Below are 18,408 nucleotides of genomic sequence, written 5' to 3' on the forward strand. Positions count from 1 at the left end.
TAGCTCCGTTTCAAAGGTGGTATCACGCTGAATTTTTCCTCTCAGTTATTCTCTAAGCCACCTAGTCATTCACTGCTCTCAAAAATTAACATCTCCGTAGCACACGCTTTGTGACGAGGGTGCGTCCTTGACTCTTCACAGGCTAGGAACCACAAGAGTGTATTGGAAAGATATATTCGTCGCCGCGATGCTGCCGGCTTCGATGATCCAATGGCCTTCAGACTAACTGTAGCATGTGCCCCAGCATTGGAACGGGTTTCGCTGGGGTCTTCGCTATGAGCTCGTTCCTCGCTAGCATTCGCAACTGTCACCTGACAAGCGCCAGCCATCGCGTGACCCATGAAAGAAGGCGCCGTATGAACAACACATGGCTCATAAATTGCGTGCTTGATGCCCGATAGATCAGGTCTCAGGCTCCGTTTCAATCAGTCATTCATCCTGTTTGCGCGCTGCATTCTTTGTTTGATCCCGACAATCTTGGTGTTGTTCTCAGGGACGCAGCTTCCTGCCCAAGTCGCAGGCAATGCCGATGGATCGATTTGTGACGAAGGTTTCGAAAACAAGAACGGATCCTGCCAAATAACAGACGTACCAGAAAACGCATATTTGACGGGCAGCTCCTACGGCAGTGGCTGGGAATGCACTCATGGTTTCCAGAGTGTAGGAGAATTTTGTGAGGAAATAAGAGTTCCAGAAAATGCCTATCTTGCATCAACCGGAGATCGGTGGGAGTGCAACCGGTTGTTCCAGCGTATCGGGGACGAGTGTGAAGAGGTGATTTCACCTCAAAATGGGTACGTCGAAACTAGGTTTGGCGTACAAGAAATACACTGCAACTGGGGATTTCGTAAGGAGGATCAGGATTGTGTTGCGATTAATGTCCCGAGCAACGGCCGCCTGACTGACAAAAACAGCGCGGATGGTTGGGTGTGCCTCAGAGGTTACAGGGCAGCGGAGAGTAGCTGTGAACCTGTGGCAATTCCACAGCATGCATATCTTGCGCCTGAAACCTTTTCTGGATGGAAATGCAAACGAGGTTATCGCGCAAACCGGGACAGATGCATTGCGATCCTTGTCCCTTCAAATGCTCACTTGAATCGGAGAGGTGACGGTTGGGAATGCAATCGGCCGTTTACACGACAGAACGATAAGTGCACCGAAAATGTGCCGCGACAATAGGTTGGTGGGAACCAATACCTCCTGACATATCCGGAAGGACGAATCCGTGAACCATAACTCGATTGACGAAAACCTGGGTAAAATACTCAAAGCCGAAAAGGCGCAACGCTGGTCCTACAGCATAAAGATGTTTGTCGCATCGGCGGTGATTGTTGCGGCCATAATTGTGGTGGTGTTTCTCTGATGCGTAAAAGCACCCCTCAGGTTAGCCTCCGACACCCAAAATCGGCAATTCGCGACCTAGAACAAAGAGCATTTCAGGAACGCAGTGTTCGTAAGTCGCGGAACGCTGACGTAGCCGGTGTGATTGAGGAACAGTTTGGCAAGTACTTGATTAAGGCCGGCATTCTGAGTGGTAACTGCGTTGCGCGCGCATTTCCCAAGCCACCGGCTAAAACGCAGGCAATGATTGCCGATGCAGTTGGCGAAACACCAGCATTGGCCATTGAAGCCTTAAAAGAAATTCTCGAAGAACGAGACAGGAAACGTAGCGGTCAACGACGTTTGGAAGGAAACTCCGGCACGCTCGTTCCCAGTGCAAGAGAATATGCAGAGGCATTGCGCCAGATCAGGCTCACCCCTGCGCAGGTCACAATGCTCAAAGCACTTACTATCGCAGGTAGGGAAGGTCTGACCATTGGTCACTTGTCTCAGGCAGCCGGTTACAAATCACGCGAGGCCTCCATCAAGGTTTTCAAGAAAATCGGACTATTGATCGCAGAATATCTGGAACTGGACCTACCCGAAGCCGGATCGGTACAGAATGATGGCGCCGCTCAGGTCCTGGCATTTTCTCACATCGAAAGTGACGATGAGCCAGCAACTTGGATTATGCATCAGGAACTGCGCGACGCTGTTCGCTCGGTTCTATGACGTACGTTCCAGCCCCCGCTTTGGAAGCGAGCTCTGAACCGGAACAAATGCACGAAAGGTTGCCCACGTAGCTAATGTTGGAAAAAAGACCATATCCGCTCGACCTGATCTATGTTCCTGCGAAACGGGCGAAAACGCTTGATCAACAAAAAGTTCTGACGCTGGCCGAAGATATTCTGAAGAACGGCCAGAAGACCCCGATCCAGATACGCTCGGACAACAAGAGGTTCGTGCTGATTGAAGGCCTTCACCGACTAGAGGCCATTCGCGCCCTCGGCGGTGATACTGTCGACGCCTTTTTGGTGCGCGCCAGATTACACTAAACTCTTGTTGGGATTGGCGTTTGACAAAGCCTCGGAAAATGTCAGCAGGCGCTGACTTTCTTCATCCCAAAGATGCAATCGTGCGCAATGAAGGCTCTCATATAGAGTAATACGCTGGCAATTTTCCAACTCGGAATGGTCACGCAAAACCTCGTTTAGCCGATAAAACGGTATGCGGCTGGCCAGGTGGTGAACATGGTGTATGCCGATATTAGCAGAGAACCACCGAAGGATGCCTGGTAGGGCATAATGAGAACTTCCATAGAATGCGGCGTTCTGAAGATTCCACCCCTCTTCCCCTTCCCAGGTCGTGTGCTCAAACTGGTGTTGAATATAGAAAAGCCAAATACCAATCGATGATGCGACAATCATGGTTAGCAGGAAAACATATACCAACACCTCAAAACCTCCGGCCCGAAAAACCAGAGCCAATATCCCTGCAATCGCGACGTTTGTTCCCATCGCACTTGCCCAGTACAGCCAGCCCGACCGCATGAAACCAAGAGGTAAGCGGTTTTGAAGAAAGAACGTATAGATCGGCGCAACACCGAACAGGAAGACGGGATTCCGGGTCAAACGATACGCGGCACGCCCGAACCACTTCCGCTTCAGGTATTCTTCAGTGGTCAATGTAGGGATGTCACCCATTCCACGCCGATCAAGGTTACCGGTTGAGGCATGGTGAATCGCATGGCTTTGCCGCCAGACGTCATAGGGTGTCAGGGCGAGAACACCCAGAACCCGGCCGGTCCAATTGCAAACGGTGCGGCTTCTAAAGAAAGATCCGTGACCACAATCATGCATGATGATGAAGATACGGACCAGAAACGCGGCATTCAGGATGGCCAGTAGTATTGCGATCCAGACACTAAAAGATAACGCAAACCACGCTAGGGCCCATAGCGCGAATAAGGGAACAACAGTGATCGCAAGTTCAAAAACACTGCGCTTCGCATCGGCAACACGGTATTGCGCGAGCACCCGCGTCCAGTCTTTGGGTTGCAAGTTACTTGTTCTCCGACGGCTTATAGTAGCCCATTGTTCAAAAGGGCACCCGAAAAGGGTGCCCTTAAAAGGTCAGGCGAGGGCCAGATTAGCGGCGCTTTCGCGTCCGTCACGACCAGCTTCGACGTCAAAAGTAACCTTCTGACCGTCTTTCAATTCGCTAAGGCCGGAACGTTCGACTGCTGAGATATGTACGAACACGTCGCGCTTGCCATCTTCAGGCTCGATAAAGCCAAAACCTTTGGTCGAGTTGAACCATTTTACTGTGCCATTTGCCATGGTGGAAGTCTCCAAATACTTGCCGCCCGCATTATTGCGGCGACTCGGCGTGGTCGGTCTGAATCGAAAGACTGAACGCCGAATTGAGGAGACAGCAGGTCGAAAAAGAAAAACGTAAGCCTTGTGTATATGGACTTCGAGTACCCACGATACAAGTCTTGATGCGGTGGAGGGCAACAGAGAAATCGAGCCTGTCTAGCTTAGAATCCGACAAGTTGAGATGACGCTGTTGCTCTGCGATCCAAACGCGAAGGCGGCTTGGGTAGGCGGTACAAAAGATCAATAACCGCTTTTGGGACTCTATCCCGCAACATCCGAGACAGCGATAAGCGTCCGTTTTGATGCTGTGGCGAGACTTTGCAAAGTCTGCTTTCTGCGCATAGCTGACCTTAGTATCCGCTGAAACATTTGTACCTTGGGCTCAAGGTAACCACTGAAAGTGTACTCACGACTGGCCGTTTTTCTCGTGCGGCGGTGGTTGGCCGACGAGAGCCCAAACGCTCCATAATTGCGACTTATGTTAAATCCCAATCAGTCTCTGGATCAGGGGCAAAATCCGCAATCCAAATAGCTCTGAGCGTCCGTATCAGACTGCCGTCGCTTTCATTTTTGTGCCGCGAGTGAAGCCAAATAGACCACACCGCCTCGGCCGGTTTCATCGAGGAAGCTGAGCAGGTTTCACGCGACCACGAACCCGCAATTGGACAGCGCATTTCAGTGGTGTTCTTTTCGGATGGTGCAGGCAAGCACTAGGCGGCCTTAGACAGCAGCGAAGCCAGATCACTCAGCTTTACCAAGTGTCCTCGCGTCGTCTTACCTTCCATTTGCGCCCCATGGGTCTCAATTCCTTTGCTCTCAAAATCCGACAGGAGCTTTCGGGACGTTGTTCCTCTTGACCTAGCCAGTGTCGCAACGGGCATGTACTCGCTTTGAAAGATCGCAAGCTGCTGCGGCTTGACCAAGAAAGACTCGCTTGGGCCATGCGGAACGGTGCGAGATCCGAGTAGGCCCAGCTTGCACCAGTGAGTTACAGCCTGGGCCTTCCAACCCGTCAACTTTGCGACATCATTTGCGGTCCAGTCTTTTGATAACCGCTGCGTCCCAAGTTCGCGGTCGATGTCGGAAACTGAAAAATGAAACTCCCCAAGTCGCATGTTTTCTTCCGCAACAACAGGTTTGATAACGCCTGTGGAGATTTTCTGAAGAACATCCATTAAAGCAGCTCGATCAGTTGTGCGCCTCAGGTTGAGCTGATTGAACGGAATAGTTTCGCCCGCTTGAACTTGAGTGCAGTTTCGAATGTTTGTTGTGAGCTCTTTTAGGCTTTCACTATCAATGCAACCATCAACCAGTGGAGGACGGTGTTCAGCAGCAACCTCGTGGATCAATTCTGACCCGCGGAGCAGGTCAAATTGCTTTCTAGTGACACCAAGGTAGGCTCTGGCCTGTAATCCATCCCAATACCGCCTCCTATCCAGATAAATGTTCGAAATTTCGAAGCGTGGAATCATCGTATGCTGGTGCCCATACCCGCTACGGGCTTGCTTTCCGGCAATTTGACCTGACTGAACTTCAGCCACCAAGCGCTGTGCAGAAATTCCCAGTTCCTTGGCCGCTTGTTTAGCCGAGACCCATTCCCGAGCTTGCAACGGCGTTAGCTTTCCCAGGTAGGCTCCCTTGAACTCGGTCGAAGCAGCACGCGACACTGCATCTCTGAAAGGTTGGTACGCATCATCGTCGAACTTCATCAGTCTTTGATACCAGCTCCCGAGCATTGACGGCACAGAATTGGATTCCGAATTTCCGGCCAGTATCAATCCTCGGACATGTTCTTCGAACCCATGTGGCCAATGTTCGAATACAGTCGCCAACGGCTTAACTAGTTCCAATGAATCTGCGACGCTTTTTGGTGTTTGTGTTTTCCCAGACTTGCCCGTGCGGTTTTGAGTGAAACCACTCGCTAGGAAGTTAATAAAAGCGCCAATGTCTTTTGGGGCCTGACGCCCTCCTGCAAGGTCAAGAAACCGCTCGCCAACCGTTGAATCTCCCGCAATCAAGGCGGAGATGATCACTTCGTGGTCCTTTGCTGCCACCCGCGGGAAATCGGAGTAGCTAAAACCACAACTGCATTTATCAAAGCCGCCGGACGTCGGACGCAGTGTGGCCTTGCAGACAGGACAAACATCTTGAAGTCGTATTTTGTGATGGTGACAGGCAGTCACCAAGTAGTGACGCCAAGTTTGTTGAAAAGGTAGGCCATCGGCAAGACATGAAGGGCAAATCGGATCGCTATGATGCCGCTCGAAGCGCCAGTTCAGGCTGGGTGACTCAGGGTTGGCAGAAGGGGAAATAGCAACCAACAAACCACTTTCTAAGCCCATCTCCTGCTCTAATTGCTCGATGTTCTCGACTAGAATTCGCCCATACTTCCGCTGGAACCGTGTCAAAAATTCAGAGACATCTCTGTATCCATTTACGTGGGCTAGGCGGCGCAAATATCCGATAAGGCTCTCGCCTTTCATTGGTGGTACTGAAAACAAACCCGGCACCTCATACACCTCGCATAATCGCAAGCTCATGCGACGTCATAGGCTCTACTTCGAGACCAGCATCTGCCATGACTCTGATGTATGACCTGATCAGCTCAGTATCCGATGGTGGTTCTTCTTGAAAAAACGACTGATACGGATCACGCTCTAAACCTGAATCCGTCGCTGCCCCGGCAATCGTTTTGGTGCTGTATGGTAAATTTTGGCCACCTAACGCCAGGGGCGCGCGCAGCACTTCCAACGCCACCGGCACACGCCCGCCGGAAACTCCGTACAATCGCCGCACCATATCATCTTGGTCAAACTCCAAAAGGATGCCGGACTTCTCAAGGCAATCGAACGCAGCAAAGATTGCATCGCAGAACGCGATTCGATCAGCTTCAACGGTCCACCAATAGGGGTTCATTCGAATGGTGTTCAAACAGCGCCCCGCAAACTGCTCGTTGCTGTCCATAACCGCTTCGAACATTGGCAACCCAGCTAAAATCAGAGTGACTGAGGTTTCATCAACAATAGTCTTGAAGTGATCAGCGGCTTGTCGACGCGAGTGCCTGGTCAGAGTTTCGGCGCAATGGTTCACTTCGTCGATAATGATTGTCTGGATGCCGTGTTCAACTACGAGCCGAAAAAGACGTTCTCGAATTTGGGCAGGTCGCTCTCGTTCTACAAAATCGAAGCCCATGCTTCGCAAGCAAGAACCGTAATAATCCCGCTCGGAAGGCCGTGGCGGAAGTCGACCCAGAATGACATCTGAAGATACCAGAATAGCACTTGGGCCGTTGCGGTCATTTTCAACTTGTGCCTTCAAGTCCTTTGTCAGTTCTGTCTTTCCACATCTCGTCGGCCCCAAAATTGGTATGATCCGTCCACCCTCGGTTGCAGCAATTTTCAAAAGACGTTTTATCTCCGAGACAGCCCATTCGTGGCGGCTATGTCGGATGAATGCACCTTGCAGAGCTCTACTAGTTGTTTGGTCCAGCATCTTTTCTTTCGACCCTTGGCAAGTTCTTTGATCTCGTAACTGCGAGCTTGTTGTGACCAACCTCTGACCGTATTTGGTCAATTAGTTGTGGTTCTTTCAAACTTCTGTTCTGCATATCAGCGGCCCGCAACTTTTCGATTTCCGCAGAGCGGTTCCTTTGCAGTTTAGTTTTTTTGCCCTGCTTATACGTCCTGCGCGCTTGGATATCTTTGTGGATCTCCAAAGCCGTTTTGATTGGTCCGTTGTGTTTCGCCTTGGGCGACCGGCATTCTCTTAGCTCACGATAAGAAAGTGCTGCCAAGTCTTTTGCTTTGTTGGACGCGCGCACCAACTCGCCTGTATGCGGATCCACGACCAAAATTTCCCTAGCATCAAGTGGAGCATAGCGTATTTCAACACGCTGGCGCGGGCCTAGTCGTCGGTACAGCCTTGCCAAGTCTTCAGAGTTGTATTGCATACTCTCGAATTCGATACCGTAGTGCCACAGAGTTCGAGATTCGGATTGGATCATCAGCGCTGCGTGATGCTCGTCCAAAGACGGGGGTTCTGGCACTATGTGTTCATCTGCCAATCTGTCCCAAGCGGCGCTAGGTGTTTCACCCCGTTTAAAGATGTCTTGGACTTTTCTCCTCGGAGTTCTTCCATATTCATCGTAGCGCCAGCGTTGCATTATTGAATTGAACACTCTTAGCGTCAGACGGGCTTCATCCATTGCTTTTTTGGTTCGATCCCGGTCGGGATATGCCTTTGACTTAGTCGCACCCGGAAGCTGGCTGACTTTGCTTCGAACTGCCCCGAACAAGTTTTCGATAAACGGCTTTTCCTGGGGTTTTCGAGGTTGCGCCCAATGGCCATGGACACCAGCAACTTCGATAAAAGCATCGATGGGTTCGCCCACGTTCTCTGAACCCTGATCCATTACAACCACTTTCGGCAGTGCGGCGATTTTTTTCCTGTTTACAATTTCGTGCTGTTCGAAAAAGTCTTCCTCTGGGTAGCTAATCATCTCCTTTAGAGCTTTGGCCACATGTTCCGATGATGGATCTGGTAGGAAGACCTGAAATGCGACAATCCAACTAGTAGCACAGTCAATCGCTGCACAAATCCACGGCCGACCTATTACCTCCCCGCTATCGTCAACCAGCATTATATCAGCTTTTGTGCAGTCCAATTCTATTTGATCGTAAGGTGCTGTTATATCATAGTATTTTTGGGCAATTCGCATGTGTTGGCGCGCCTCGTTGCTGCCCAGTTGCCACTTTAGAACGTCAAAATGAGGGATTGTGTGCACAATCGCTTCGACTGCCTTGCGTCCGCAGCACCCAGGTTTTATGCCATTCTCCTGGCAAACCAACTGGTATTGATTATAAGCGTCGCTAGACAGACTTGTTAGATTTTGTCTGTCCGACGACGTATATTGAATTTCCAATAGATCGAGCACTATCTCGTGGAAAACGCTGTCAAACCTTGGCATACGATTTCCTGAATTGCTGTGCTTGGGCAAAAGCGCGTCCGGCCCGCCGCGCCGATACAATTTGACCCAATTCTGAACAGTCGATTGCCTCGGAAAACGGTTACCCTTGATTTTGAAAGTGGGTTCTTCGGCGAACTCGCGTTGAAGTATCGGTATGCGTTTTGCCCAATGAACGCCTTCCTCCCCAAGCTTTAGTGCATTTTCCACAATGCGTAGTCTGAGCTGAGCTTCACGTGCATCTTTAGCGGTTACATTGCGAGGACGTTTGTCGAAGCCTTCTTCCTTCACTAGCCCATCGTGCACATGGTCCCGATATTCTTGTCCAGATATCTCAAAAGGATCACCTTGGGAGTTCGATATCTGATATGCATCCCGCCCAGCTATCGCTCCATCGACAGCATAGGTTTCTCCCCTATATTGAATGATTCTCTGGTGCCGCTTTTTGACAATCTGCTTCAAAATTCGATTACCTCCAGATGTCTTCGGTCGCGGTTCGCAGTATTGAGGTTCGTGGATGGCCCAAGAGCTTCACGTGAAAAATCGAACACCAGGTAACCATCAAGAATAAGGCGAAGAATCTTCGCTTGGGGGATACCAATATTCTCTCTTAGTTCTTTGAACGTCACACGTTGCTGTTTGAGACTTGCTATTTTGCTTGCAAGTTGAGGGGCGGTCTCTTCGGCTTGTCCTTGCAATAGCAGCCAAGCATTTCGATCAATCGGCCCTTGTAACAACGCCTCAGTAACTATGACCAAGGGAATTCCGACTTCAGCAAGAAGTGAAGGATAGTCTAGGTACTCTGGCTTCCTATTTATGTGAGCACTGTGTTTGGCGTCCAAATATAACACACGCCCGTCTACAAGTTCGATTTCCAGATCTGGTGTATAGAGCTGAGGCCTGTACTGACGCCCTTCATTAGCCTCTAGCGCCGCTTCTTTGTTTGCGAATGCTCTTCCGGTTCCCATGTCGATTGTGCAAGGCTGTGGCTTAAGCGAGATCACACGAGGGTCGACCTGCATGCAACGAACCAGTGCTGCTTCCATTTGGCTTTCGAGCTGAATGACGCCTGGGAACTTGACACCAGACATTTTGCCAGCGCGTTTTTTCATTCCGCGCTTGTGAACGCGTCGGGCCGTCGGGGGTGCGTGTCGATCTATCCTCATGTGAGCTCTATACATGCATCCATTCGCATTGGCAATGGGCTCAATGCGAATAAAATGATTGCGACTGATGATGACTGAAGACGAATTTCAAGATTTGGCCAAAACCGAAAACTGGATTGCCCTCGGAGCGTGGCTGAATCGCGTTGTCCAAGACAGCCAAGCCTTTGGGTTCGCGTTTCCGGACGATGCACTCCAAAGCGTTGCCGCGATCAGAGGCACAAAGCCTGCAAGCCTTCGCAATCCGATGTCCGCTGCGAAATGGTTAGAACAAAACCGACCCGATCTTTTTGAATCAAAGCCCGACTGGCTGGCCATGATGCAAGTTATTTTGCTTTCAAGGATAGATCGGTATGACCCCAAGAAATCCAAAGAGATAGCTGATGCCGTCCTTTCAGGGGAGTTGTCTCAAGCGGATACAAAATCTATTCTTGATGAAGCTCGATTGGCGGAGAAGCCCGCGGTCGTGATTGCCAGAGGTGGTTTTGGCGGCCAGCGAAGAGCCCGAGACTTCGAAGTAAGCGCAAAAATGCTTTTCAAACAGAACACTAATGACATCTTCAATGTGGAAAATTTGACTGTTCGAGAAGGCAGAACGTTCGAGCCTCTTGCCACAGACTTAATCGTATACGAAGGCTCCGAGCCTTTTGCAGCGATTGAGATCAAAGGCCCAAGGAATAGAATTGATCCTGGCTACTTGATTGACCAACTGGCAAGAGCAGCACTTCTTTTGAGAAAGGTTCCTCAAGTACTATACGTTGTTCCTGAGCAATCTGAGTACAAACTGAATGAACTTGTGGCGATACGCGACAAACTCGAAATCGAAGGAATTAAATTTGGGACATTGCCGGAGAAAAGTCGGCTCACACCAAAAGATCTAAAGGTCCTGGGATGATGTACTCGCTAAATGTTGGGTGTTATGCCGTGCGCGAAGGTCTGCAATGCGCAGAAAGCAGACTTTGCAAAGTACAGCGTGTGGCCACTGCCGGCGTTACCAGCGAGAAGACACGGTGGCACCGGAACGGGTATTAGATTTGTCCTGCAACTGAGCCAGAAGGCGTCCTCACGCTTTCGAGACTTTCGAGCCATTGGAGCTGGTTGCCAACGTGTTCCGTGGGAATCGAAATTGATCAAGACCAGCTTTGTCGCAATACTAGTTTTACTATTCGGCGCTGAACCAAATCGGCGATGTGTAAGCACGGTCTTGTACTTCTGCGGGAACCGCCTCGGGCAGCGGTATATCGTAGAAAGCTGCGTCTATGGTCGTCCATCGCGGCTTTGGAATTTCGATCACTCTCACATAGTAAAAAGCGTTGTTGTTCGGGTCAAAATCTGGGTCTTGCCAATAACCGGCGAGCTCCACGGAACCGATTGAGTTGCTGTATGTCGCGCTTTCAATGTCTACCGTCGAGCCTACTGGTTCGCGTGCGCGGCCATCCTCTCCAATCTCTCGGCCATCGGAGACTGCCACGTCGAAGATCCGCTCATGGGTTTCGCCACTCTCGTCGATCCAGCCTATGATAATTTGGACTCGGTCGAGGTTCGCGCCATCTGGGTCGCGCAGCGCCCGGATCAGGAAGCTGGGAGAAACCCCATTAGGCGCGTTCCTAAGGTCTCCGCCCATCGGCACACCGTTCTTATACCCGTTGGAAACAAAATCCGAGGCGTACAGATCATCGGCATCAAAATCCCAGCCGCCAAAGACCCGGACTCGCATTCGCGGCCCGGTCGTAGCGTAGGCCTCTTTACGCTTGATTGCTCCGTGGACTTCCTCGCGGGTGTTTTCGCGCGCCCAAACAGCGGTGAGGCCAGCAGCCGATTCTTGCGCCGTAATGATACGCAATGCCGGGTCTTCGGCCGGGATTACATCAAAGTTGTGACGGTTCGCTGAAGGCTCTGTGTGTTGGTACTTTCCAAAGTAGTTGTCCTCGCGCGTGGTTGGGAGCGCGGTGTGCGTGTCCGTCGTGCCGTAGAAGCCGAACTTGAATGGGTTAACGCCTGTCTTCCGCTGAACTTCGAGCCCGACCTTCAACGCAGAGCGCCCATACTCGTAGCGCAACATTTCAGGGGTCTTTGCGACGGTGCCCGAGATGTTCGCAACGTCCCAGGTTTCGAAATCCGCAAACTCATCATCAGGTGACAGCAATGGGTGCGTTTCCTCATCCCCCTTAATCTGGGTTACCTCATGCATCGGCTCCCAACGAATGCGTTTGGCCGCGTATTTCGCATCCATAGGTGTTCCGTCGAATTTCGTAGGCGCGAACATTATTCCGTTGGATATATTTCCGTTATGCGGAACAGATACTGCGCTTCCGCCCGTCTCTTCTTCGTACGCAGCCAGATAGTCCCACAGCGGCTCAGGGTCTTCGCTTTCAAAATAGGTAAATGGGCGGGTTCGACCGGTCTTATCGACGCCGTCTCCGAAGATCACCACTCGGTGGAGATTGTTACCTCTCGGAGTTGATGTCCACTCGTACCCAGCCAATGATGTGAAGACGCCGGGTTCGTAGTATTCGTCGACCGTTTCCACGATTTGTTGCCAAAGGTCACCGTCCAAATCCAATCCAGCGGTCGGGTCTCGCCCTTCGATTGATGCGATTTCGATGATATCAGCGAACGCCTCCATCCGACCTTCTTGCCCGGAATTGAACCTTTCGTAAGTCAAACGACCCCACTCGTCAGCCAAAAGCCGAGGGTCAGCTGCTCGAACGGCGGTCGCAAGTCCCAACATTTCCGCGTGTTCAGTAATTGCGAGGAAATCGAGAGGCCTAATGAGTTGAACAGGTTGCCCAGTGTTTGAAGTTATCCTCTCACCGCGGGCCACGCGAAAGGCGTCGTGGATGTTCAAAGAAGTCCCAACAAGCCCTGCGTCGAATGAGATTTCAGTGTGGAAGTAAAGATCACCAAATAGAACTTTATCAGGATAAGATCGGTCAACAAACGGAGAGTAGGTCTGTGCGGGGACCACCGTATCAGGAGGCACTTCGCCTTCAAAGCCAACTGCTTGCGTTCCAAATGAAAGCGCTAAGGCGGTTGCAGCATACAACGTAATCGTGGGTTCAAAATGAGTTCTCATGACTGCCCCCCAGACAAAAAATAATGTATATATGTACGAGAAAACATGCATAAAATCGAATATTCAAGTGAGTGGGGTCCACCGTCTCCCATCCGCGCGCGTGCACCTGTCTAAGACTCGATTTTGTAGGTCTGCTTTGGGCTGTCTGCGGCCCTTTGGAGCAATAATGCCAATGGCGGCAAAGTCCGCAAATTAGACGTTCAAGCAAGTTGTAGCGAACGACCGCATTGCGAGAAATAGCGGCCGCAATTCGAATTCAAACTCCTAACTTGGTGGCTTCCAATTGGCCTGTCTCATTGCGTTACCAAGGTCTTCCCCGTATTGCGGATTTGCAAAAAGCTTCTCAAACAGCGCACCCACGCGACTGTCAGGCCACTCGCGTGACAGTTGTTCAGATAGAGTCTGAGCTTCAGCCTTATTCCCCAACATCTGATGTGACGCCATTAGGTAAGCAACGGTTACAGGTCCGACAGGGCCGCCTTTTTCCGTTACTCGTTCAAAGGCTGACACAGCGCCTTCATAGTCCTTCATATGGAACTTTGCTGACCCCATCGCGTTCTGAAACACATAACCCCGCTCTAGTTTGATTTTTGAAAGTGCGTCCTCGCTAATTTCTACGACTTGTTCAAATGAACCGGAATAGAGAAGAACCAGCGAGACGAACTCCAAAACATGTACGTCGTGCGGTGCCAAACGCCGTGCTCTTTGCGCAAATTCTATGGCCTCAGGCCAGTTTCCCTTGGCAAACTTGACCCAGGCCATTGCGGACTGACTCCACCCCGTTTCCGGGGCCAACTCGATGGCCCTGTTTGCCTGAGCGTCGGCGTAGTTCAACATTTCCTTAGCTAGGTCGGCATCTGATGTAAGCACAGCAATTGTCGCAGCGACCTGCGCAGCGCCTGCATGACCGCCGAAGTAGCTTTCGTCGTTTTCAATTGCCCCCTTGAATATGGTTAAGGCCGCGTCAAGACGCGCAGGTTCCAAGGCCGGAAAGATTAGATCACGACCAGTATTGGCCAGATTTACAGCCTGAAGGCGCATAGGGGATGCATCAAATATGGCGCTGCGCTCGTCACGACTCAGTCCGTCGGCTGGCGAACCGACTGGATCCGCCAGTTTTTTCGATAGCACCACAACAGCAACGACAAAACAGGCTAGAACGAAGAGGCCGGCAACTCCAACGAACGGGCGACGCCAAGTGTTTGCTCTGATTTCCGACCCAGCCGGAGGAGGCTGAAACGTCTCGGGCGACCTGACCAGAATCTCAGGTGCATAGCCGCCCTTTGGCAGGTCGAATATCGTGCCTTCTTCGAGACCGTCTTTGGCATAGTATTCGGCAAGCTTGCGACGCAGTCGACCAGCATCGACCCGAACCACGTTTTCACGGCGCGACATCTCTGACGGGGTCCCACCATAAACATCCATGGCGATGGTCTTGGCACGAATATCATCGGCCCGACCGTTGAGCGATTCTTCGACCACATACACCAAAAAGTCCTGCAATCGCTGCGAACCCGCGAAGGTCGAAGATTTGACAAGCCGCTGAAGTGCCGCCCGAACATCTTTGGGCACAGGTGACCCGCCCTCATTCAGTGCAGTAGATGTGTCTTTGGTTAAATCCATATTTTCAGTAAGTTACGCATTAGATTACACCGTATTATGCCCCGATAAACCTTTTGTGAGAAGTGAATTCGGCGAAAACTCAGGGCAGTCTGCTGATCCATCGAATGAGTCATCGCAATTGGAACGTTACGCCTTTGATACCCTGTTTCCCGATCACCAAACCGCAATTGCGGATTTACGGCGCGCGGATACGGAATTCGATGAGATCTGCCGCGACTATCAGCTTCTATGTGACGAGTTTCTGTCAATGAACTCGGAGCCGGGAAGCCACTCGTACCAATTCGCCTGCGATATCCGCGATACCCTGGATGGTCTTCGGGATGAAATCCTCCAATCGCTGCGGCGCGCAGGAAAGATGTAATCCATAGGGGAAGGGATACCGATGAGATCATTATTGAAACATGCCTCAGCCATGGTGCTGATGGCTGGCGCGGGTTTTGCCCAGGATGCGCCCATCATCCATGATGGAGAGTTTGAGTTCTTGCGCGCACAGTTTGGAGAGCAATGGGATGCGCAGGACACCGAGATTGAGGCGAAACTTGCCGAGATCCGCGACGCCAATGGCGGCCAGCCGCCCAATATCCTGTATATCCTGATCGACGATGTCAGCTTCGGTCAAATGGGTAACCGGACGATGAACTACGTCACCGGTTTCGATACGCCCAACATCAACGACTTTGCCACCGAAGGTATGTCCTTGATGAGGATGTATACTGAGCCATCCTGCACACCGACACGAACGGCCATGTTGACCGGTCGTCATCCGGTGCGCGCCGGCGTTGAAGAGGTCAAAGTTGCGCTGGTTGGCGAAGGTCTTGCAGCTGAAGAAGTCACGATTGCCGAGATCCTGAAGGAAGAAGGATACAACACTGCGCATGTTGGGAAATGGCACCAGGGCGATATTGAGCAGGCCTATCCGCACAACCAAGGGTTTGATTGGGCCGCATTCCCCTTGCATCAGCAGGTTCAACTCAGCCTGATGACCCGGGATGCTATGGTTGCCAACAACATGCTTGGCTTCCATCCATCCGGTCAGTCCAACCAATTCCAGCTGGATGAGCGATTCAAGCCCTACGGTCTGGTAACCGGCGTTGAAGGGGAAGTAGGCGGCTTGGCTCGCGAAGTCGACATGGCGCCGGGCGAAGAATGGACACAGGCCAAATACGAAGAAATGAACCTGCGCTATCAGCGACAGGCACTGGAACAGCTAGACCGCCTCGCCTCGCAGGACGACCCATTCTTTATGCAATACTGGCCACTCTATCCGCTGAATTTTGCTTATCCGGATCAAGCCGTTTCCCGCAATGGTGGCTTTCATGCCGACAAGTTGCAGGTTCTGGACGGCTGGATCGGTGAGGTTCTGGCTAAGCTGGATGAAACTGGCAAGGCGAACAACACCGTCGTCATGATCATGGCTGACAATGGCTTGATGTATCACTACGAAGGAACGTCCGGTCTGAACCAGTTGATTTATCGCGGCGGCAAGACGCAGCACCTTGAAGGCGGTGTGCGAACTGACGCGTTCATCCGCTGGCCCGGCGCTATTGAGCCAGGTAGTGCAGCAGGTGACATCGTGCATGTATCTGACCTGTTCACCACCTTCGCGCGGATCGCAGGCGCAACTGACCGCATCCCGCGCGACCGCGTGATCGACGGCATTGACCAGACTGCGCTGCTACTTGAAGGTGAAGGCAACTCGCGTCGCGACTACGTCTATGTGTACGAAGGGCCCGTGTTGCGTTCAGTCGTGAAGCAAGAGTTCAAAATGCATTTGCCGGCCCCCGGTCAGCCCGGAGCTGCGGCCCCCGTGTTCAATGTCTATCGCGACCCACGTGAAGAACATCCGCTTGTCGGGTATTCATTATGGTCCGGTGCATCATTCCAAGACATGGTGAAGCGGCATGAGAAAACCATTGCAAAACACCCGCATCTGCCGCTGGGCAAGGGTGTGCCGTATGAAGGTATTGAGAACCTTCGTCCCGAAAGCGAGTTGACCCGAGAAGTCTTCTCCAGCTGGCAATGATGAAGGTAGACGGCGGCGAGAACCTGTCGCCGTCTAACCTGACCATCCAACTTCTCCCAGGTGTATGATGTTACGCAACTTCCATTGTCTTGTTCCTCTGATCTATGCACTGGTCGTGGTAGGCTCTGCTTCCGAAGCTGAGGAAAACGCGTCAAATCCATTGGCTGCGGTTAACAACACCGACATTCGATATCAGTACTTCGATTTGGCACGGGGTGCAGACCGTCAGGATGCCTTTGTCGATGGTGCATACATGTTACGCCCCGATCTAAAACTAAAATACGAGCTCCACTACAATTCAACGAATGCTACTGGCGAAAGGTTCAACGGGTTCGAAAAGACAAGCTTCAAGCTGATCTACTTTCCCTCACAGAAACCCTTGAATGACACCTGGAGCGTGAAGTCCGCACTTGGTTTGGAGTGGATCCTCGATTTTGGTGACCCTGACGAAGGCATCGGCACCGGGTCGGATCAGATAGCCCCATTTGGTGGGTTCGCATTTGCAAACACTAATACTGGGCTGACTCTGATCCCTCTGGTCCAGCACTTTGCTTCATATAACGGTTCGACCGATGTCAGCCAGACTGCGATGCGCCTTATTGCGCTTCAGCCATTTGGTGACGGGTATTGGGTCAAAGCAGATATCAAAGCTCCATACGATTGGGATAATGATGCGTGGCCCGCGACCGCAGAATTCCAGATCGGTAAGAACCTCAGCCCTGGAATTGCCCTCTACGCAGATGTGTTGGTCGGTATTGGTGCTGACAGACCCTACGACCAAGGTGCCGGGATAGGTCTCAGATTCAACTACTAACCGCCGCCAATATGCAAGGAAACTCCGATGCTCCATCTCAGATTAATTAGCGCACTCGTATTTCTGTCCGGCGTATTATCTATGCCCGGGCATTCCCGCGCTCAGTCTCTACCTGCGCCAGGTCAAAACGAAACAGGCTGGCGGCATGAAGCCTCATTCTATCTGTTCACACCCCTAAGAACCACAGGTACGTCAACCGTGGCTGGACAATCCGCGGAATTGGATCTGGACCTTGGTGACGTCCTGGATGTGCTCGATTTCGCGGCAGCCGGCCGGTACGAGGCTTGGAACGGGGATCTTGGGATCATCGTTGATGCGAATTATGTGGGGATCGAACAGGATACCACATTGCCTGGCCCTCTCGGTGCCGGGATTAACGTCGACGTTCGTCAAAAATGGTTTGGTGTGCTGGGGGCTTACCGTGTTGCAAATGGCGTGTACGGTAGCAGGAGCCAGCGATATGCAATCGATCTCCAAGGCGGTCTGAGGTACAACTCCATTCGTCAGGAAATTGACCTAACTACCCCGGGACCGAGAAATCCACCTACATTGGGCGGAGATCAGGGCTGGATCGAACCAGTAGTCGGAATACGCGGAATGTGGCGGGTAAACCAGAAATGGACTGGGATTGCGTCTTTGGAACTTGGCGGGTTCGGTGCCGGTGGAAATGATCTCCAGGTTGGCGCAAACGTTGGTTTCGACTATCAGCCGTGGGAGAAAGCTGCGCTCACATTCGGATATCGTTACTTTAGCGTAGACTATAGTGACACTTTGAGTTCCGGTGAATTCGCCTATGATGTCGACCAGCATGGTCCATACATTGGAATCAAGTACTTTTTCTAACGAATGGGCGTGAAACAAGTTCCATAAGAAACGAACAGGGCCGGAAACTCGCGCTGCGTCAACTCTGTCGCTAGTCTGACCACGGCTCGGGGACATTTGCTTGATCGCACTAAGGTCGATCTACGCCGGCATCAAGTGCAACTGCAAAGCGCGGTTACCTCCAGCATTTGGTTAGCGAAAAAACTCGGTTTTGATTGTCTCCTCT

At 51.6% G+C, this 18,408-nt stretch carries 16 protein-coding genes; 8 read left to right on the top strand and 8 right to left on the bottom strand.

Going from position 1 to position 18,408, the window contains the following annotated elements; genetic code table 11:
- Window positions 1-1,225: 1,225 nt before the first annotated feature.
- The 3 genes from ACR0J2_RS23680 to ACR0J2_RS23690 all read left to right on the top strand — a co-directional run bounded on the left by ACR0J2_RS23680 (window position 1,226) and on the right by ACR0J2_RS23690 (window position 2,375).
- A complete protein-coding gene (locus ACR0J2_RS23680) occupies window positions 1,226-1,363 on the top strand; it encodes a hypothetical protein (protein ID WP_170613979.1) in 138 nt (45 codons plus the stop codon).
- Window positions 1,363-2,052: a hypothetical protein gene (locus ACR0J2_RS23685; RefSeq protein ID WP_170613978.1), complete on the top strand. Its 690-nt coding sequence runs from the start codon at window positions 1,363-1,365 to the stop codon at window positions 2,050-2,052. The genes ACR0J2_RS23680 and ACR0J2_RS23685 overlap by 1 nt, the downstream gene beginning before the upstream one ends.
- Window positions 2,053-2,126: 74 nt before the next feature.
- A complete protein-coding gene (locus ACR0J2_RS23690) occupies window positions 2,127-2,375 on the top strand; it encodes a ParB N-terminal domain-containing protein (RefSeq protein WP_170613977.1) in 249 nt (82 codons plus the stop codon).
- Here ACR0J2_RS23690 and ACR0J2_RS23695 read toward each other — a convergent pair.
- From ACR0J2_RS23695 to ACR0J2_RS23720, 6 genes are all read right to left on the bottom strand, one after another.
- Entirely contained in the window at window positions 2,367-3,380 is a 1,014-nt protein-coding gene (locus tag ACR0J2_RS23695; protein ID WP_170806681.1) for a fatty acid desaturase, read from the bottom strand. The two genes, ACR0J2_RS23690 and ACR0J2_RS23695, sit on opposite strands and share 9 nt — an antisense overlap.
- 72 nt (window positions 3,381-3,452) lie before the next feature.
- Window positions 3,453-3,659, bottom strand: coding sequence for a cold-shock protein (locus ACR0J2_RS23700; RefSeq protein WP_170328727.1), 207 nt, complete (start codon window positions 3,657-3,659; stop codon window positions 3,453-3,455).
- A gap of 749 nt (window positions 3,660-4,408) precedes the next feature.
- Window positions 4,409-6,238, bottom strand: a complete 1,830-nt coding sequence (locus ACR0J2_RS23705; RefSeq protein WP_170567567.1) for a TniQ family protein — start codon at window positions 6,236-6,238, stop codon at window positions 4,409-4,411.
- Entirely contained in the window at window positions 6,210-7,190 is a 981-nt protein-coding gene (locus ACR0J2_RS23710; RefSeq protein ID WP_170567565.1) for a TniB family NTP-binding protein, read from the bottom strand. Before ACR0J2_RS23710 ends, ACR0J2_RS23705 begins: the two co-directional genes overlap by 29 nt.
- Window positions 7,171-9,123, bottom strand: a complete 1,953-nt coding sequence (locus ACR0J2_RS23715; protein ID WP_170567563.1) for a Mu transposase C-terminal domain-containing protein — start codon at window positions 9,121-9,123, stop codon at window positions 7,171-7,173. Before ACR0J2_RS23715 ends, ACR0J2_RS23710 begins: the two co-directional genes overlap by 20 nt.
- Window positions 9,120-9,773, bottom strand: coding sequence for a hypothetical protein (locus tag ACR0J2_RS23720; RefSeq protein ID WP_170567561.1), 654 nt, complete (start codon window positions 9,771-9,773; stop codon window positions 9,120-9,122). The genes ACR0J2_RS23715 and ACR0J2_RS23720 overlap by 4 nt, the downstream gene beginning before the upstream one ends.
- Before the next feature lie 121 nt (window positions 9,774-9,894).
- On the opposite strand from ACR0J2_RS23720, the gene ACR0J2_RS23725 reads away from it, so the two are divergent.
- A complete protein-coding gene (locus ACR0J2_RS23725) occupies window positions 9,895-10,719 on the top strand; it encodes a hypothetical protein (RefSeq protein ID WP_170567559.1) in 825 nt (274 codons plus the stop codon).
- Between the two features lie 267 nt (window positions 10,720-10,986).
- Here the strand turns inward: ACR0J2_RS23725 and ACR0J2_RS23730 are convergent, their stop codons facing one another.
- Window positions 10,987-12,900 carry a DUF3604 domain-containing protein gene (locus ACR0J2_RS23730; RefSeq protein ID WP_480814076.1) on the bottom strand — a complete coding sequence of 638 codons (1,914 nt, stop codon included), beginning with the start codon at window positions 12,898-12,900 and terminating at the stop codon, window positions 10,987-10,989.
- Window positions 12,901-13,164: 264 nt separating this feature from the next.
- A complete protein-coding gene (locus ACR0J2_RS23735) occupies window positions 13,165-14,523 on the bottom strand; it encodes a tetratricopeptide repeat protein (RefSeq protein ID WP_010443745.1) in 1,359 nt (452 codons plus the stop codon).
- A 118-nt stretch (window positions 14,524-14,641) separates the two neighbouring features.
- Between ACR0J2_RS23735 and ACR0J2_RS23740 the strand changes: the two genes are divergently transcribed.
- The 4 genes from ACR0J2_RS23740 to ACR0J2_RS23755 all read left to right on the top strand — a co-directional run bounded on the left by ACR0J2_RS23740 (window position 14,642) and on the right by ACR0J2_RS23755 (window position 18,203).
- Window positions 14,642-14,884: a hypothetical protein gene (locus ACR0J2_RS23740; RefSeq protein WP_029622278.1), complete on the top strand. Its 243-nt coding sequence runs from the start codon at window positions 14,642-14,644 to the stop codon at window positions 14,882-14,884.
- Between the two features lie 21 nt (window positions 14,885-14,905).
- The gene (locus ACR0J2_RS23745; protein ID WP_010443743.1) at window positions 14,906-16,546 is read left to right on the top strand and encodes a sulfatase-like hydrolase/transferase; all 1,641 of its coding nucleotides are present in this window, start codon (window positions 14,906-14,908) and stop codon (window positions 16,544-16,546) included.
- A 67-nt stretch (window positions 16,547-16,613) separates the two neighbouring features.
- Complete coding sequence (locus tag ACR0J2_RS23750) at window positions 16,614-17,360, top strand: hypothetical protein (RefSeq protein WP_170806687.1); 747 nt, start codon at window positions 16,614-16,616, stop codon at window positions 17,358-17,360.
- Between the two features lie 198 nt (window positions 17,361-17,558).
- Window positions 17,559-18,203 (top strand): hypothetical protein, encoded by a 645-nt coding sequence (locus ACR0J2_RS23755; RefSeq protein ID WP_170798961.1) that lies wholly within the window; start codon window positions 17,559-17,561, stop codon window positions 18,201-18,203.
- The last annotated feature ends 205 nt before the right edge of the window (window positions 18,204-18,408 follow it).

This window comes from Ruegeria sp. CG4 (assembly GCF_056537185.1).

What these genes read in the sequence shown, in the direction of transcription:
- ACR0J2_RS23685 (WP_170613978.1), top strand. Translation starts at nt 1,363, where the DNA reads ATGCGTAAAAGCACCCCTCAGGTTAGCCTCCGACACCCAAAATCGGCA.
- ACR0J2_RS23690 (WP_170613977.1), top strand. Translation starts at nt 2,127, where the DNA reads ATGTTGGAAAAAAGACCATATCCGCTCGACCTGATCTATGTTCCTGCG.
- ACR0J2_RS23700 (WP_170328727.1), bottom strand. Translation starts at nt 3,659, where the DNA reads ATGGCAAATGGCACAGTAAAATGGTTCAACTCGACCAAAGGTTTTGGC.
- ACR0J2_RS23705 (WP_170567567.1), bottom strand. Translation starts at nt 6,238, where the DNA reads ATGAGCTTGCGATTATGCGAGGTGTATGAGGTGCCGGGTTTGTTTTCA.
- ACR0J2_RS23710 (WP_170567565.1), bottom strand. Translation starts at nt 7,190, where the DNA reads ATGCTGGACCAAACAACTAGTAGAGCTCTGCAAGGTGCATTCATCCGA.
- ACR0J2_RS23720 (WP_170567561.1), bottom strand. Translation starts at nt 9,773, where the DNA reads ATGAAAAAACGCGCTGGCAAAATGTCTGGTGTCAAGTTCCCAGGCGTC.
- ACR0J2_RS23725 (WP_170567559.1), top strand. Translation starts at nt 9,895, where the DNA reads ATGATGACTGAAGACGAATTTCAAGATTTGGCCAAAACCGAAAACTGG.
- ACR0J2_RS23730 (WP_480814076.1), bottom strand. Translation starts at nt 12,900, where the DNA reads ATGAGAACTCATTTTGAACCCACGATTACGTTGTATGCTGCAACCGCC.
- ACR0J2_RS23735 (WP_010443745.1), bottom strand. Translation starts at nt 14,523, where the DNA reads ATGGATTTAACCAAAGACACATCTACTGCACTGAATGAGGGCGGGTCA.
- ACR0J2_RS23745 (WP_010443743.1), top strand. Translation starts at nt 14,906, where the DNA reads ATGAGATCATTATTGAAACATGCCTCAGCCATGGTGCTGATGGCTGGC.
- ACR0J2_RS23750 (WP_170806687.1), top strand. Translation starts at nt 16,614, where the DNA reads ATGTTACGCAACTTCCATTGTCTTGTTCCTCTGATCTATGCACTGGTC.